This window comes from Kitasatospora sp. NPDC114501 (genome assembly GCF_055633695.1).
This window is the reverse complement of record NZ_JBVKDS010000013.1, coordinates 205,241-223,032: the sequence shown is the minus strand read 5'-3', so window position 1 is coordinate 223,032 and position 17,792 is coordinate 205,241. Positions and strand designations below refer to the sequence as shown.

The 17,792-nt window shown below is 77.5% G+C and carries 1 protein-coding gene; it reads right to left on the bottom strand.

The window, feature by feature from the left end; genetic code table 11:
- Positions 1 to 2: 2 nt before the first annotated feature.
- Positions 3 to 17,657 (bottom strand): non-ribosomal peptide synthase/polyketide synthase, encoded by a 17,655-nt coding sequence (locus ACZ7RU_RS24780; RefSeq protein ID WP_470343145.1) that lies wholly within the window; start codon positions 17,655 to 17,657, stop codon positions 3 to 5.
- Positions 17,658 to 17,792: the final 135 nt, after the last annotated feature.

Sequence of the window (17,792 nt, the reverse complement as noted above, 5' to 3'; positions counted from 1 at the left end):
CCTCAGCGTTCGTCATCGTCGGGGCTGCCGGAGGCGGCGGCTTCGTCGGGGCCACCCGGCGCGGCGGCTTCGAGCTCGCTCAGCACCAGGTCCTCCACCAGGTCCGCCAGGGCGGCCACGGTGCGGGAGACCAGCACGTCGCGGGGGGTGAGCGTGACGCCGAAGGCATCGTTGGCCCGGGAGGCGATCAGCAGGGCGCGCACGGAGTCGCCGCCCAGCTGGAAGAAGTCGTCGGTGGCGCCGACGGCGGTGTGCAGGGTTTCGGCCCAGATCTCCGCCACCGCCTCCTCGGTGGGGGTGCGGGGTTCGACCCGTCCGGCCGGTTCGGCCTCGCCCGGGCCGGGAGCGGGCAGCGCCGCGCGGTCGGTCTTGCCGCTGGCGGTGAGCGGGAAGCGCTCCAGCACCGCGAAGGCGGCGGGGACCATGTGGCCGGGCAGCGAGCGGGCGGCCAGGGCGCGCAGTTCGGCGCCGGTCGGCGGTTCGGTGCCGGGGGCGGCGAGCAGGTGGGCGACCAGCCGGGGCAGCCCGGGTTCGTCCTCCCGGACGCTCACCACGGCGTCCAGCACGGCCGGGTGGCGCGTCAGGACGGCCTCCACCTCGCCCGCCTCGATCCGGTGGCCGCGCAGCTTCAGCTGGTGGTCGGTGCGGCCCAGGTAGTGCAGTTCGCCGTGGCGGTCGCGGCGCACCAGGTCCCCGGTGCGGTACATCCGGGTGCCGGGCGGCCCGTACGGGTCGGCGGTGAAGCGGGCGGCGGTCAGGCCCGGGCGGCCGAGGTAGCCGCGGGCCAGGGCCGGTCCGCTCAGCCACAGGTCGCCGGGGACGCCGTCGGGCACCGGCCGCAGCCGGGCGTCCAGGACGTACGCGCCGGTGCCGGGCAGCGGGCGGCCGATCGGCGGGGCGGCGCCGTCCGCGGTCAGCGGCGCGGACCAGGTGGCGACCACGGTGGCCTCGGTGGGGCCGTAGGAGTTGACCATGCGGTGGTGCGGGGCCCAGCGGGCGACCAGGTCGGGGCCGCAGGCCTCCGCGCCGACGATCAGGGTCTTCAGCGCGGGCAGGCTGCCGGGGGTGTCGGCGGGCAGGGTGGCGAGGGCGGCGGGCGGCAGCAGGGTGTGGGTGATCCGCTCCGCCCGGAGCAGCCCGGCCAGCGGGGCGCCGAGCAGCGGGCCGGGCTCGGGCACCACCAGCCGGGCGCCGTGCGGCAGGGCCAGGCACAGTTCCAGCACCGAGGCGTCGAAGCCGGGGCTGGCGAAGGTCAGCACCCGGTCCCCGGGGGCGAGCTGGTAGTGCTCGGCCTCGGCGGCGGCGAAGGCCGCGAGCCCTCGGTGGGTGACCACGACGCCCTTGGGGGTGCCGGTGGAGCCGGAGGTGAAGATGACGTAGGCCGGGTCGTCCGGGTCGAGCGGGCGGCCCCGGTCGGTGTCGGTGGGGCGGTGGCCGGGGGCGCCGGCCGGGTCGGCGGCCAGGAGTTCGGCGACCTCCTTGGCGTCCAGGGTCAGCGCGGGCGCCGCGTCGCGCAGCATCGCCTCGATCCGCTCCTCGGGGTGGTGCGGGTCGACGGGCAGGAACGCGGCGCCGGTCTTGGCCACCGCCAGTTCGGCGAGCACCGTGTCGGCCGAGCGGGGCAGCAGCAGGGCGACGGTCTCCCCGGGGCGGGCGCCGCGCGCGATCAGCCGGTGGGCCAGCCGGTTGGCGTGCGCCTCGGCCTCGGCGAAGGTCAGCCGCCGGTCGGCGGCGCTGAGGGCGACGGCCTGGGGCCACCGGTCCACGGCGGCCTCGACCAGGGCGGGCAGGGTCGCCGGGGGCACCGGGGCGAGCGCCGGGCGGGCGGGGCCGCGCAGCAGCCGCTCCCGTTCGCCGGGCGGCAGCGGGTCGAGGTCGTCCAGCCGGGTGGTGCCGTCCGAGGCGGCCAGCGCGGACAGGGTGTGCAGCAGTTGGTCGGCGAGGCGCCCGGCGGTCTCCCGGTCGAGGTGCCGGGGGTCGTGGCCGAGTTCCACGGCGAGCCGCTCGCCGGGCGAGACGACCACAGTGAGCGGGTAGTTGGTGGCCTCCCGGGCGTCCAGTTCGCGCACCAGCAGGCCGTGCGCGCCGGCCGTGGCGTCGCCGACCGGGTAGTTCTCGAAGACCACCAGGCTGTCGAACAGCTCGGTGCCCGGCGGGACCCGGCTCAGCCCGTGCATCCGTGCCAGCGGCAGGTGGTCGAACCGGCGGTCCTCGGCCTGCTCCTCCTGGAGGGTGCGCAGCCAGTCGGCGCAGGGCCGGGCGCCGTCGACGGTGACCCGGGCGGGCAGGGTGGTGATGAACAGGCCGACGATGCCGTCGGAGCCGGCCAGGTCGGCGGGCCGACCGGAGACGGTGGTGCCGAAGCAGACCCGCCGTTCGCCGCTCCAGCGCGACAGCAGCAGCGCCCAGGCGCCCTGCACCACGGTGTTGAGGGTGAGGCGGTGGCGGCGGGCGAACGCCTGGAGCCGTTCGGTCTCGGCCTCGTCCAGCCGGTGCGAGAGCCACTCCTCGGAGCGGGCGGTGTCGCCGGGGGCGGGCCGGCGGTCGTACGGCAGCGCGGTGGGGGCGGTGAGGTCGGCCAGCACGCCGCGCCAGTGCTCGACGGCGGCGCCGGGGTCGCGGGCGGCGAGCCAGCCGACGTAGTCCGCGAAGGGCCGGCGCTCGGGCAGGGCCGGCCGTTCGCCCCGGGCGAGCGCGGCGTGGGCGGCGAGCACGTCTGCGAGGACGTGGAAGACGCTCCAGCCGTCCAGCAGCACGTGGTGGAAGGCCCAGACGACGCGGACCGCGTCCGGGCCGAGCCGGATCAGGTCGAGCCGAAGCAGCGGGGCGCGGTCCAGGGCCGGCGGGTGGGCCCGCCGGTCGGCGAGCAGCTCCTCCAGCCGGGCTTCGCGCCGGGCCTCGGTCAGGCCGCTCCAGTCGTGCTCGGTGACCGGGAGCACCGCGTGGCGGTGGACCACCTGGAGCGGCACCGGGACGTCGCGCAGCACCACCGAGGTGCGCAGCACCGGGGTGCGGTCGACGACGTGCTGCCAGGCGGCGGCCAGAAGGCCCGGGTCGCGGGCGCCGTCCAGGACGAAGGTGATCTGCTCGACGTACAGGCCGTGTTCGGCCTCGTCCAGGCCGTGTACCACCATGCCGGTCTGGGTGGGGGTGAGCGGCTGGATCTCCGTCACCTCCCGGCCGGTGCCGGCCAGCCGGTCGACGGCGGCCTGGTCCAGGCCGGCCAGCGGGAAGTCGGAGGGGGTGCGCCCGCCGGCGCCGGGTTCGGCGCAGTGGCGGACGATCTCCCGCAGTTCGTCCCGGAGTTCGGCGGCGAGCCGGGCAACCGTCCGGCGGTGGTGCACCGCGCGGGAGTAGGACCAGGTGAAGGAGAGCCGGCCGTCGGCGACCTGCCCGAGCACGTCCAGCAGGTGGGGGCGGCAGGCGGTGCGGTCCATCCCGCCGGTGAGCGGGCCGGCCGGGGCGAGCAGCAGGCTGCCGGGGGCGGCGCTGCGGTCCTGTCGGCCCAGGTAGTTGAAGCCGATCCGCGGCAGGTCCAGCCCCGGGGCCTGCCGGAGGTGGCGCAGGGCGCCGTGGCCGAGGCCGCCGCCCGGGACGGCGCGCAGCGCCTCCTTGACGGCCTTCAGGGCGGTGCCGGTGCCCGCCGCCCGGGGCACTTCCAGGGCGACGGGGTACATGGCGGTGAACCAGCCGACCGTGCGGGACAGGTCGAGGCCGTCGAAGAGGTCCTCGCGGCCGTGGCCCTCCAGGGCGACCAGTACCCGGGGCCGGCCGGTCCAGCGGGTCAGCACCCGGCCGAGGGCGCAGAGCAGGACGTCGTTGACCCGGGTGCGGTAGGCGTCCGGGACGTCCTGGAGCAGGCGGCGGGTGTCCTCGGCGCCCAGCGCGACGGTCAGCGACTCCTCGGTGTCGGCGGTGTTGGCACCGTCCAGGTCCACCGGCAGGTCGTCGTCCACCAGACCCTGCCAGTACGGGAGTTCGGCGTCGAAGCCGCCGGCCGCGGTGTGCGCGGCGAGCCGTTCGGCCCACGCCCGGAAGGAGGTGCTCTTGGCGCCGAGGTCGGGGCGTTCGCCGGCGGCCAGCGCGCGGTGGGCGCGCTCCAGGTCCTCCAGCAGGATCCGCCAGGACACCGCGTCCACCACCAGGTGGTGGGCGGCCAGCAGCAGCACCGGGCTGGGGTCGCCGGCGAAGCGGCAGAGCGCGGCCCGCAGCAGCGGTCCGGCGGCCAGGTCGAAGCCCTCGGCGAGCCGCTCGGCCAGCTCGTGCAGGACGGCCGCGCGCTCCTCGCCCTCGGCCGCCTCGTGGACGCGCAGTTCGGGAGCCTGGCCGGGTTCGCTGCCGTACTGGCGCCACCGGCCGTCGGCGAGCGGTTCGTAGCGCAGCCGCAGCGCGTCGTGGTGGTCCAGGACGGCGGCCAGGGCGGCCCGCAGGGTGCCCTCGTCGGTGTCGGGGGCGAGGGTGAAGGAGACGGACTGGGTGAGCCGGGCCGGGTCGCCGTCGAGGGTGTCCAGCAGCCAGTGCTGGACGGGGGTGAGCGGGGCCTCGCCGGTGACGGCGCCCTGTTCGGCGTCCGCGCCGGGGAGCGGCGCCCGCTCGGCGGCGCGGGCGAGTTCGGCCAGCGTCTGGTGGGCGAACAGGTGCCGGGGGGTCAGCGCGAGGCCGGCCCGGCGGGCGGCGGAGACGATCCGGATGCCGAGGATCGAGTCCCCGCCGAGGGCGAAGTAGTTGTCGTCCGCGTGCACGTCGGGCACGCCGAGCACCTCACGCCAGATCCCGGCGAGGGCGCGCTCGGTGTCGGTGCTCGGCGGCCGCTCGCCGCCCGTGCTCCCGGCGGCGGGGACGGGGACGGGCAGGGCGCGCCGGTCCAGCTTGCCGGTGGCGCCGAGCGGCAGCCGCTCCAGCGGCACCACCAGGGCGGGCACCAGGTGGTCGGGCAGGGTACGGCCGAGGAAGGCGCGCCACTCGGCCGGGTCGGGCAGGGCGCCGTCGCGGGGCACCGCGTAGCCCACCAGCCGCTTGTGGCCGTCCTGGTCGACCACCCGGGCGGCCGCCGCCGACACCCGGGGGTGGCGGGCGAGCGCCGCCTCGACCTCGCCGAGTTCGATCCGGAAGCCGCGCACCTTGACCTGGTCGTCGGCGCGGCCGAGGTAGTCGAGCCCGCCGTCGGTGCTCCAGCGCACCCGGTCGCCGGTGCGGTACATCCGGCTGCCGGGCGGGCCGTACGGGTCGGGCAGGAAGCGCCCGGCGGTCAGCCCGGGGCGGCGCAGGTAGCCGCGCGCCACACCGGTGCCGGCCAGGTACAGCTCGCCGGGCGCGCCGACGGGCACCGGGCGCAGCCGCTCGTCCAGGACGTAGGCCCGGGCGCCGCCGACCGGCCGGCCGATCGGCGGGTCGCGGTCCGGATCGGCGGGGTCGCAGAGGTGGGCGGTGGCGTACACCGTGGCCTCGGTGGGGCCGTAGACGTTCAGCACCCGGCAGCCGGGGACGGCCTCGCGCACCCGGCGCACGGTGCGGGCGGGCAGTCCTTCGCCGGCCAGGACCACGGTGTCCGCGTCGAGCCGGACGGCACCGTCGGCGAGCAGTCCGTCGAGCGCCGAGGGCACCGCGCTGAGCAGGCCGGCCCGCCAGGGGCCGGGCTCCGGCCCCGCGTCGGCGGGGCGTTCGGCCAGGGCGAGCAGGTCGCGGAGGAGTTCCACGCATCCGCCGGACAGCAGCGGTGCGAAGATCTCGAACACCGAGACGTCGAAGTTGAGCGAGGTGGCGGCGACCACGTGCTCCAGGCCCCGGCCGGTGAACTCGGCGGCGGCCCAGTCGGTCAGGGCGAGCACCGAGGCGTGGGTGACCACCACGCCCTTGGGCCGGCCGGTGGAGCCCGAGGTGTGGATGACGTACGCGGGGTGCTCGGGCCGCAGGGCGCCGTGCCGCTCCCGGTCGTGTACGGCGCCCGCGCGGGCGGCGGCCAGCCGTTCCCGGCACGCCGGGTCGTCCAGCACGATCCGGGTGGACGGGCCGTCGGGCAGCCGCTCCGCGGTCGCCGCGCGGGTGACCACGGCGTCGGGCCGGACGTCCTCGAAGAGGTAGGCGATCCGCTCGGCCGGGTACCCGGGGTCGACCGGCAGGTAGCCGGCGCCGCTCTTGAGCACGGCGAGCAGTGCCACGGCCAGTTCGACGGTGCGGGGCAGCGCGAGGGCGACGAACCGCTCGGGGCCGGCCCCGGCCTCGATCAGCAGCCGGGCCAGCCGGTCGGAGCGCTCGTCCAGCTCCCGGTAGGTCAGCTGTTCGGCGCCGGAGCGGACCGCCGGGGCGTCGGGGGTGCGGGCGGCCTGCCGGGCGAAGGCCGCGGGCAGGGTGTCCCGGGGCGCCTCGCGCACCGTCCCGCCGAGGCGCGCCACCAGTGCGCGCCCCTCGGCCAGGTCCAGCAGCGGCGGTTCGCCGGTCGGCCGGTCGAGGCCGGCCGCCATCCCGGCGAGCAGGGTGCGCAGACTCGCCCCGAGCCCTTCGACGGTGGTGGTGTCGAAGGCGGCCGGGTCGTGGTCCAGGGCGACCTCGATGGACTCGCCGGGCGCCACCACCACGCTGAGCGGGTAGCTGGTCGGTTCCAGCACGTGCTCGGTCTCCACGTCCAGGCCGTGCCGGGTCAGCGCCTGGGCGTCGAAGGGGTAGTTCTCGAAGACCACGATGCTGTCGAACAGGGCGGTGCCGCCGGGCAGTTCGCTCCAGCCCGGGAGCTGGGCCAGCGAGACGGCGTCGTGCCGCCGGGCCTCGGACTGGTGGTCCTGCACCTCCCTCAGCCACTCCAGCAGCGGGCGCCGGGCGTCGATCCGCACCCGGGTCGGCAGGGCGTTGATGAACAGGCCCACCATCGAGGTGACACCGGGGAGTTCGGCGGGCCGGCCGGAGACGATGGTGCCGAACACCACGTCGTCCCCGCCGCCGTAGCGGGAGAGCAGCAGCGCCCAGGCGCCCTGGAGCACGGTGTTGACGGTCAGTCCGGCCTGCCGGGCGGTGGCGCGCAGCCGCTCGGACAGCTCGGGGCCGAGGGCGACCCGTACCGAGGCCGAGGAGGAGGCGCGGTGGGCGCCGGCCGGGCGGCGGTCCCTGGGCAGTTCGGTGGGGGCGGGGAAGCCGGCCAGGGTGTCCCGCCAGTACCGTTCGGCGCCCGCCCGGTCCTGGCCGGCCAGCCAGCGCAGGTAGTCGGCGTAGGGCGCGCGCTCGACCTGGGCGGAGCGGCGTCCGGCGGTCAGCGCGGCGTAGCGCTCGCAGACCTCGTCGAAGACCTGGGCGGCGCTCCAGCCGTCGAGCAGCACGTGGTGGAAGGTCCACACCACCCGCACCCGGGTCGGCGTCAGCCGGATCAGGGTCAGCCGCAGCAGCGGCGCGGCGCCGAGGTCGATCCCGGCGGCCCGGTCCTCGGCGAGCAGCCGGGCGGTGTCCCGCTCGACCTGCTCGGCGGGGCGGCCGGTCCAGTCGTGGTGGGTCACCGGGACGGCGGCCCGGTGCTGGACGACCTGGAGCGGTTCGGCGCCGTCCTGCCAGCTGAGCCGGGTGCGCAGGATCGCGTTGGCGTCGGCGGTCTGCTGCCAGGCCTCGGCCAGCGCGTGCGGGTCGGTGACGCCGGTCAGCACCAGCTGGACCTGGTTGACATAGGTGTCGCCGTCCGGGTCGAGCAGGCTGTGGAAGAGCATCCCGGCCTGCATCGGCGTCAGCGGGTGGACGTCGGCGACCGACCGGCCGTCCCCGGCGATCCGGTCCACCGCCGCCTGGTCGAGGCGGGCGAGCGGGAAGTCGGAGGGGGTGCGGCCGCCGGCGCCGGGCTCGGCGCAGTGGGCGACGATCTCCTCCAGCGCGCGCAGCATGGCCCGCGCCAGGCCCTCGACGGTGCCCGGACGGTGCCGGCCCGCGCTGTAGTACCAGCCGATCTCCAGCCGGCCGTCCTCGACCCGGGCGACCACGTCCAGCAGGTGGGGGCGCTCGGCGCCGGGGGCCTGCGCACCGCCGAGGCCGCCGGGGACGGCGCGGACCAGGGCGGCGCCGTCGGCGGACCAGTCGAAGCGGCCCAGGTAGTTGAAGCTGATGCCGGGGGCGGGCGCGTCGGCGAGCGCCTCGTCGCGGGCGAGGTGGCGCAGCGCACCGTAGCCGAGGCCGCGGTCGGGCACCGCCCGCAGCTGCTCCTTGACGGCCTTCAGGGTGGTGCCCCAGTCCCCGGCCGGGACGTCGAGGGCGACGGGGAACAGCGAGGTGAACCAGCCGACCGTACGGGACAGGTCGAGGCCGTCGAACAGCCGGTCCTCCCGGCCGTGGCCCTCCAGGCCGACGGCGACGGTGGTGTGGCCGGTCCACTCGGCGAGCACCCGGCCGAGCGCCGTGAGCAGCACGTCGTCGATCCGGGTGCGGTAGACCCCGGGGACCTCGCGCAGCAGGGCGTCGGTGCGTTCGCGGTCCAGCCGGACGGTCACCTCGCGCAGGTCCGCGGCGGTGTTGCCGCCGTCGCCGTCCACCGGCAGCGGCCGGGCGCAGGCCCGGGCGGCGGCGGCCCAGTGGTCGCGCTGCCCGGCGAAGCCGCCGGCCGCGGTGTGCTCGGCCAGCCTGCGGGTCCACTCCCGTACGGAGCTGGTGCGGGCGGGCAGCCGCAGCGGGCGGCCCTCGACGGCCTGCCGGTAGGCGGTCTCCAGGTCCTCCAGCAGCACCCGCCAGGAGACGCCGTCGACCACCAGGTGGTGGACGGCCAGCAGCAGCCGGTCGGGGCCGCCGGCGGCCGCGGTGAAGAGCCGGGCGGTGAGCAGCGGGCCGCCGTCCAGCCGGAAGGAGGCGTGGGCGGCCGCCGTCACCTCCTCCTCCGTGCCGTGGTCGTGGACCTCCAGCAGGTCGGGGGCCGCCTCGTCGGCGGGGGCGCAGTGCTGGCGCCAGGTCCCGTCCGGGGAGCGGGTGAAGCAGGAGCGCAGCGCGTCGTGGTGGGCCCACAGGGCGGCCAGCGCGCGGCGCAGGGCCCGCGGGTCGACCCCGCCGGGGGCCTCGACCACCAGGGACTGGTCGAAGTGCCCGGCGGACGGCGGGTTCGGGTCGAGGAACCAGTGCTGGATCGGCGTCAGGCCGACCTCGCCGCTGACCGGTTCGGTCCCGGCGACGGTGACGGCGCTGCCGGCGGCCGCGGCCAGGGCGGCGACGGTGGGGTGCCGGAACAGGTCGCGCGGGGAGAGCGCGAGGCCGGCGGCGCGGGCCCGGGAGACGACCTGGATGCTCAGGATGGAGTCGCCGCCGAGCAGGAAGAAGTCGTCGTCCAGGCCGACCCGTTCGACCCCGAGCAGGTCCGCCCAGATCGCGGCGAGCAGCCGCTCGCGCGCGGTGCCGGGGGCGCGGTGGGGGCGGTCGCCGCCCGCCGACCAGTCGGGGGCGGGCAGGCGTCGGCGGTCCACCTTGCCGTTGGCGGTGAGCGGGAGTTCGGGCAGCGTGACGAAGGCCGCGGGCAGCATGTAGTCGGGCAGGTCGGCGGCCAGGTGGGCGCGCAGTTCGGCGGCTCCGGGCGGTTCGGCGCCCTCGGCCGGCACCAGGTGGGCGGCGAGGCGCTTGCGCCCGGCGTCCTGGTGCAGCGAGACCACGGCCTCGGCGACGGCCGGGTGGGCGGTGAGCCGGGCCTCGATCTCGGCGGGTTCGATCCGGAAGCCGCGGATCTTGATCTGGTCGTCCGCGCGGCCGACGAAGTGCAGTTCGCCGTCCTCGCTCCACCGGACGGTGTCGCCGGTGCGGTACATCCGTTCGCCGGGCGGGCCGAAGGGGTCGGCGAGGTAGCGGGCGGCGGTCTCGCCGGGGCGGCCCGCGTAGCCGCGCGCGAGGCCGGCCCCGGCGATGTACAACTCCCCCGTGATGCCCGGTGGTTGCGGCTGGAGCGCGTCGTCCAGGACGTACACCCGGGTGTTGTCCAGCGGGCGGCCGATCGGCAGGACGGCGGGCAGCTCGTCGCCGGACCGGAAGGCCCGGCGGGTGGCGAAGGTGGTGGTCTCGGTCGGCCCGTAGCCGTCGACCACGGTGAGGCCGGGGCAGGCCGCCAGCACCTTGCGGACGGCGGCGGCGGGCACCGCCTCGCCGCCGGTCCACACCTCGCGGGCGCCGCGCAGGCAGCCCGGGTCCTCCTGGGCGAGCAGCCGGAACAGGCCGGCGGTCAGCCACAGGCAGCGCACGCCCTGCGCGGTGACGGCGTGCCGGACGGCGGCGGCGTCCAGGTCCTGCGGCGGGGCGAGGACCGCGGTGCCGCCGCGCAGCAGCGGCACCCACAGTTCGTAGGTGGCGGCGTCGAAGGCGTGCGGGGAGTGCACCAGCACCCGGTCGTGGCCGGTGAAGGCGCGGTCCAGGGCGAGCGCGGCGACGTCCCGGCGGCGCACCGCGACGCCCTTGGGGGTGCCGGTGGAGCCCGAGGTGAACATCAGGTACTGGACGTTGTCGGGGTGGACGGCCGACGGGGCCGCCGGTGCCGCCGGAGCGGCCGCCGGCGGAAGGCCGTCGGGCCGGTCCACCCGCAGCACCCGCTCGGCGGGGAGCAGTTCGAGGGCCTGCTCGGCCCGGTGGGCGTCGGTGAGCAGCAGGTCGGCGCCGGCCTCGGCCAGCATCCGGTGCAGCCGCTCGCGCGGCGCCCGGCCGTCCAGCGGCACGTGGACCCCGCCGGTGCGGACCAGCGCCAGCTGGGCGACGACCAGCTCGACGGAGCGCTCCGTCAGCACCCCGACCGGCTGCTCCACCCGGACTCCGAGCGCGGCCAGCCGTGCGGCCAACGCGGCTGCGCGGGCGTCGAGTTCACGGTACGTCAGACGCTCGTCGGCGGTCTCCAGGGCGACCGCCCCTGGGGTGCGGAGCACCTGCGCGGCGAACAGTTCGGCGATGTCGGCGGCGGGCTCCTCGGCGGCGGTGGCGTTCCAGTCGACCAGGACGCGCCGGCGCTCCTCCCCGGTCAGCAGCGGCAGCCGCGCGGGCGGCCGGTGGGCGCCCTCGGGCAGGGCGGTCAGCGCGGCGGTGAGCTGCCCGGCCAGCCGCCGCACCGTGGACCCGTCGAACAGCCGGGGGTCGTAGCAGAGCCGCAGGGACAGCTCCGGGCCCGGGTAGGCCAGCAGGGCGAGCGGGTAGTTGGTGGTCTCGATGCCGTCCAGGTCGCGCAGCCGCAGGCCGTGGGCGTCGGCCGCGTCCTCGTCGACCGGGTAGTTCTCGAAGACCACCAGGCTGTCGAACAGGGCGGTCCGCTCGGGCAGCGCGGTGCCGGCCCGCAGCCGGGTGAGCGGGACGAAGCCGTGCCGCCGGTCCTCGCTCTGCTCCCGTTGCAGGGCCCGGAGCCAGTCGAGCAGGGTGCCGTCGGCGGGCACCGTGGTGCGGGTCGGCAGCGTGGTGATGAACAGGCCGGTCATCGTCTCGACGCCGGGCAGCTCGGGCGGCCGCCCGGAGGAGGTGGTGCCGAAGACCACCTCGGCCCGTCCGGCCTGGCGGCCCAGCAGCACCGCCCAGGCGCCCTGCACCAGGGTGTTGAGGGTCAGCCCGGAGCCGCGTGCGAGGTCCTCCAGCGCCCTGGTCGCGGCGGCGGGCAGGGTGAACGGCACGGCCCGGGTGGACTCCGCGCGGTGGTCCTGCACCGGCTCGCGGTCGTACGGCAGCGGCGTCGCCTCGGCCAGCCCGGCGAGGCGGGTGCGCCAGTGCCGTTCGGCCTCCGCGTGGTCGCGCTCGCCCAGCCAGGCCAGGTAGTCGCGGTAGGGCCGGCGCTCCGGCACGGTGCCGTACGGGACTTCGCCGTCCGCTCCCGGGCGGGCCAGGGCGGCGTGCGCCGCGAAGACGTCCGAGAGCACCTGGAACAGGCTCCAGCCGTCCAGGACCAGGTGGTGGAAGGACCAGAGCACCCGCACCCGGTCCTCCGGAAGGCGGATCAGCAGCAGCCGCTGGAGCGGGGCCCGCGCCAGGTCGAGGCCGCGGGCCCGGTCGCGGTCCAGCAGTTCGGCCAGCCGGTCCCGGCGCTCCGGTTCGGGCAGCTCTCGCCAGTCCAGGTGGGTGACCGGCACGGCCACCCGGCGGTGCACCACCAGCAGCGGCTCGGGCACCTCCTGCCAGCGGACGTGGGCGCGCAGCACCGCGGTGCGGTCGGTGACCCACTGCCAGGCCTCGGCGAGCCGCGCCGGGTCGGGCACCCCGTCCAGGACGAAGTCCAGCTGCTGGAAGTAGGCGCCGCTGTCCTCCTCGGCGAGGCCGTGGAAGAGCATGCCGGACTGGGTCGGGGTGAGCGGCAGGACGTCCTCGACCGCGCCCGGGTCGGAGCCGGTGACCCGGTCCACCGCCGCCTGGTCGAGCCGGGCCAGCGGGAAGTCGGACGGGGTGCGCCCGGCCGAGCCGGGCCGGGCCGCGTGGCGGGCGAGGTCGGCCAGCTCCTCGGCGAAGCGCCGGGCCAGCGCCTCGACGGTCGCGCGGCGGTGGACGGCGGCGGAGTGGAACCAGGTGAACTCCAGCGCGTCGCCGTCGAGGCGGCCGACCACCTCCAGCGGGTGGGGGCGTTCGACGGCCGGGTCGGCGTCCAGTTCCAGTGGCCGGAAGGTGCCGCGGAACAGCCCGTCCGGGTCGTCCGGCAGGGCGATGCGGCCCAGGTAGTTGAAGCCGATCCGGGCGTCCGAGGCCGCGGGCGCGGTGCCGGGGCGGCCGAGGTGGCGCAGCGCCTCGAAGCCGAGGCCGCGCCGGGGGACGGCGCGCAGCTGCTCCTTGACCTGCTTGAGGACGGTGTCCCAGTCGGCTCCGACGGGGACGGCCAGGGCGACGGGGTGACGGGTGGTGAACCAGCCGACCGTCCGGCCGAGGTCCAGCTCGGCGAACAGCTCCTCGCGTCCGTGACCCTCGACGTCCACCACGACCTGCTCCAGCCCGCTCGCCCCGCACAGCGCCCGGCCGAGCGCGCTCAGCAGCACGTCGTTGGCCTGGGTGCGGTAGGTGTCGGGCAGGGTGCGCAGCAGGGCGGCGGTGTCGGCGGGGCTCAGCCGCACGGTGACGGAGCGTTCGGAGGCGTAGGTGTCGGGGCCGTCGAGCTCGGCGGGGAAGGGCTCGGCGGGGAAGGCTTCGAGGGCGCCGCTCTGCGAGGGGATCGCCCGCGCCCAGTACGCGCACTCCTCCTCGAAGCCGCCCGCGGCCGCGAAGGCGCTCAGCCGCTCGGCCCACTGCCGCAGCGGCGAGGACTTCGCCGGCAGGGCCCGTGCGCCGTCCCGGCCCTCGCGGCGGGCGCGGTAGGCGGTGTCGAGGTCCTCCAGCAGCACCCGCCAGGAGACCCCGTCGACCACCAGGTGGTGCACGGCCAGGTGCAGGACCGGCGGCCGGCCCCCGGCGCGCTCGTGCAGCACGGCGCGCAGCAGCGGTGCGCCGCCGCCCAGGTCGTACGGGCCGAAGTGCGGGGTGTCCTCGTCCGGGCCGGTGTGCCGGGCCAGGGTGATCCGGCGCGCCGGCTCCTGGATGTGCCAGCGCACGGCCCCGGCGCCGTCCGGGGCGGTGAAGGCCGAGCGCAGCGCGTCGTGGTGGGCGACCAGGTCGTTCAGGGCCTCCTCCAGGGCCGCCCGGTCCAGGTCGCCGGGCAGCAGCAGGGAGAGCGCCTGACCGAAGTGGCCGGCCCGGTCGCCGGCGCGGCCGAGCCACCAGCGCTGGATCGGGGTCGGCACGGCCTCCCCGGTGGCGGCCACCGGCGCGGGGGCGGCCGGGGCCTCGGCGTCCTCCGCGGCGCGGGCCAGGGCGGCGACCGTCTGGTGGCGGTAGAGGTCGCGGGAGGTCACCGCCAGCCCGGCCTGCCGGGAGCGGGCCACCACCTGGATGCCGAGGATGGAGTCGCCGCCGAGGTCGAAGAAGTTGTCGTCGGCGCCGACCCGTTCCAGCCGCAGCACCTCGGCCCAGATGCCGGCCAGCGCGCGTTCGGCGGGGGTGCGGGGGGCGACGTGGCGGACGGCGGGCGCGGCCGGGCCGGGGTCGGGCAGCCGGCCGCGGTCGAGCGTGCCGTCGGGGCCGAGCGGCAGGGCGGGCAGCGGCACCACGACCGCGGGGACGAGGCGGTCGGGCAGGGTCAGGGCGAGGGTGCGGCGCACCGCCTCGGGTTCGATCCGGCCGCCGGGGGCGGGCACCGCGTACCCGACCAGCCGCCGGGTGCCCTCAGTGAGGACGGCGGCCGCCTCGGCCACGCCCGGGCAGCGCCGCAGCGCCTCGGCGACCTCCTCGGGGTCGGTCTCCTGGTGGCGGGGCCTGGCCCACTGCTCGACCCGGCCGAGGTGCTCCAGTTCGCCGTCGGCGGTCCACCGGACCAGTTCCCCGGTGCGGTACAGCTGCTCCCCGGGCGCGCCGTACGGGTCGGCGACGAAGTGCTCGGCGCTCTCCCCCGGCTGCTGCGGGAGGCCGCCGGCGAGGTACAGCTCGCCGGGGACGCCGTCGGGTTGGGGGCGCAGCGCGCGGTCGAGGACGTAACCGCGGGTCCACCCCGGCCGGGTGACGCCTTCGGGCGGTACGGGCGCGTTCCTGGAGTCCAGCAGCGCGCGCTGCTCGTCCTGCGGGATCATCGGCAGTTCGGCGAGGGTGCGCTGCGGCCCGTCCGCCATCCCGGCCAGCAGGCGGTGGAGGTGGCGCGCCAGCGCGGTCGCGGTCCGCCGGTCGAACAGGTCGGTGTTGTACTCCACCGTCAGCGTGCAGCCGCCGGCCTGCTCCGGGGTGAACTCCAGCACCAGGTCGAAGCGGGCGGCGGGGCGGGGCAGCGGGTGGTCCGTGAAGCGCAGGCCTCCGGTGGGCGCCGGGGCGGCGGGGGTCTGCTGGACGACCACGACCTGGACCAGCGGGGTCCGGCTGGGGTCGCGCGGCGGGGCCAGTTCCTCGACGACCCGGTCGAAGGGCACCCCGGCGTGGGCGAAGGCGTCCAGCAGGGTGGTGCGCATGCCCTCCACGAAGCGGTCGACGGTGGCCCGCTCGTCCACGTCGCCGCGCAGCACCACGGTGTTGACGAAGAAGCCGGTCACCTCCTCCAGTTCGCGGCGGTCCCGTCCGTTGGTGACGGTGCCGAAGGCGACGTCCCGCTGGCCGGTGTGGCGGGAGAGCAGCAGCGCGCACGCCCCGGCGAACAGGGTGAACACGGTGGTGCCGCGGCCGGCGGCGAGGTGGCGCAGCCGGCCGACCAGGTCGGCCGGGAGGTGGTGGCGGTGCGCCGCGCCGTTGCCGGTGCGCCGCTCGGGCCGGGGGCGGTCGGTGGGCAGCCGCAGGGTCGGCAGGTCCGCCAGGGTGCGCTTCCAGTAGGCGAGGTCCGGTGCGTGGTCGGTGCGGTGGTGCTGCTCCCAGTGCGCGAAGTCGGGGTACTGGAGGGCGGGGGCGGGCAGGCCGTCGGGTTCGCCGGTGGCCTCCGCCCGGTAGAGGGCGGCCAGTTCGCGGGTGAGGACGCCCACCGACCAGCCGTCGGTGACGATGTGGTGCTGGGCCAGCAGCAGCAGGTGCTCGTCGGCGGCGAGCCGGACCAGCAGCACCCGGGCGAGCGGGCCCCGGGTCAGGTCGTACGGCCGCTCCAGTTCCTCGGCCAGCAGCCGTTCGGCGGCCTCGGCGCGCTCCCCGACGGGCCGGTCGGCGAGGTCCTCGGTGCGCAGCGGCAGCTCCGCCCGGTCGTCGACGTGCTGCACCAGCTGCCCGTCGACGGTGACGACGGTGGTGCGCAGCGAGTCGTGCCGGGCGGTGAGCCGTCGCAGGGCCCGGCCGAGGGCGTCCCGGTCGAGGGGGCCGTGCAGCCGCAGGGCGACGCCGGTGTTGTTCCCGGTGCCGCCGGGGGTGAGGTCGTCCAGGAACCAGAGTCGGCGCTGGGCGCTGGACAGCGGCAGCGGCTCGCCGCGCGGGGCGGGCGGGATCGGACCGGCCGGGGCGGCGGCCGGCCGGTCGAGCAGCGGGGCGAGGGCGGCGACGGTGCGGGCGGTGAAGACGTCCCGCAGGGTGAGCCGGACGCCCAGCCGCTCGGCGATCCGGGTCAGGGTGCGGGCGGCGAGGATCGAGTCGCCGCCGAGGTCGAAGAAGTCGTCCTCGGCGCCGACCGCGTCGAGGCCGAGGACCTCGGCCCAGACGGCGGCCAGGGCGCGTTCCCGTTCGGTGCGCGGGGCGAGCCGTCCGGTGCCGCCCTGGCGGGCGGGCGCGGGCAGCGCCCGCTGGTCGACCTTGAGCTGCGGGGTGAGCGGGAACGCGGCCAGCACGACGACGGCGGCGGGCACCAGGTGGGCGGGCAGCGCGGCGGCCAGGGCGGCGCGCAGTTCGGCCGGGTCGGGGGCGCGCTCCGGGTCGGCGGGGGTGGCGTAGCCGACCAGCCGGGGGTGGCCGGGTTCGTCCTCGCGGACCACCACGACGGCCTGGTCGACGGCGGGGTGGGCGCGCAGCGCGGCCTCGATCTCGCCGGGCTCGATCCGGAAGCCGCGGACCTTGACCTGCCGGTCGAGCCGGCCGAGGAACTCCAGCTCCCCGTCGGCGTTCCGGCGGGCCCGGTCGCCGGTTCGGTAGAGCCGGGCGCCGGGCGGGCCGAAGGGGTCGGCGACGAAGCGGGCGGCGGTCAGGCCGGGGCGGGCCAGGTAGCCGCGGGCGACGCCCTCGCCGCCGAGGTAGAGCTCGCCGTCGGTGCCGGGCGGCTGGGGCCGCAGGGCCTCGTCGAGCACGTACGCCCGGGCGTGCGGCAGGGCGCCGCCGATGGTGGGCGATCCGGTGCCGGCGGTGAGCGGGCCGGTCCAGGTGGCGACGATGGTGGCCTCGGTCGGGCCGTAGGAGTTGACCATGCGTCGGCCGGGGGCCCAGCGGTCGACCAGTTCGGCGGGGCAGGCCTCGGCACCGACGATCAGGGTGCGCAGGTGGCGGCCCGCGCCGGCGGGGACGGTGGCCAGGGCGGCGGGCGGTATCAGGGCGTGGGTGATCCGGTGCTCGTCCAGGACGGCGGCGAGCTCCTCGCCCAGCCACGGGCCGTCCGGGGGGACCACCAGGGTGGCGCCGGTGAGGACGGAGACGAACAGTTCCAGCACGGAGGCGTCGAAGCTGGGCGAGGAGAACTGGAGCACCCGGTCCCCGGGGCCCACCGCGTAGTTCCCGACGGCGGCCGCGGTGAAGCCGGCGATCCCCCGGTGGGTGACGACCACGCCCTTGGGGGTGCCGGTGGAGCCGGAGGTGTAGATCACGTACGCCGGGTGGTCGGCGGCGGCCGTGGCCGGGGCGTCCTGGCCACCCGGCTCATCCGTCGCGGGCGTCTCCAGGACCCTGCGGGCCCAGCCCGGGTCGTCCAGCACGATCGCGGGGGCGGCGTCGGCGAGCATCAGCGCCCGGCGCTCGGCGGGGTAGGCCGGGTCGACGGGGAGGAAGGCGGCGCCCGCGCGGGCGACGGCCAGTTCGGCGGCGATCAGCTCCATGGAGCGCGGCAGCACCAGTGCCACCGTCCGTTCCGGTCCGGCGCCGCGCCGGCTCAGCTCGCGGGCCAGCCGCTCGACGCGCTCCGCCAGGCCGCGGTAGCTCCAGCTGCGCCGGCCGTCGGTCAGCGCGGGCGCGTGCGGGGTGCGCGCGGCCTGGTCGGCGAACAGCGCGGCGAGGGTCCGGGGGACGCCGTCCCCCGGGGTCGCGGAGGCGCCGCCGGCCTGCGGCGGAGCGGACGGACGCACGGGCTGGGCAGGCCGGTCGGCCATGGCGGAAGGTCCTTCCGAGGGGGGCGACGACGCGGGCACCGGGGCAGGCGGTAGCCGGCCCTCGGGCCCGGGAACGGTGCGGTGGCGGCTGTACGGCGGTGGTGCGGTGGTGGCTCTCCGGCGGCGGGCCGGCCG

Excerpts from the sequence above, each read along its gene's own strand:
- ACZ7RU_RS24780 (WP_470343145.1), bottom strand. The coding sequence starts at position 17,657 with ATGGCCGACCGGCCTGCCCAGCCCGTGCGTCCGTCCGCTCCGCCGCAG.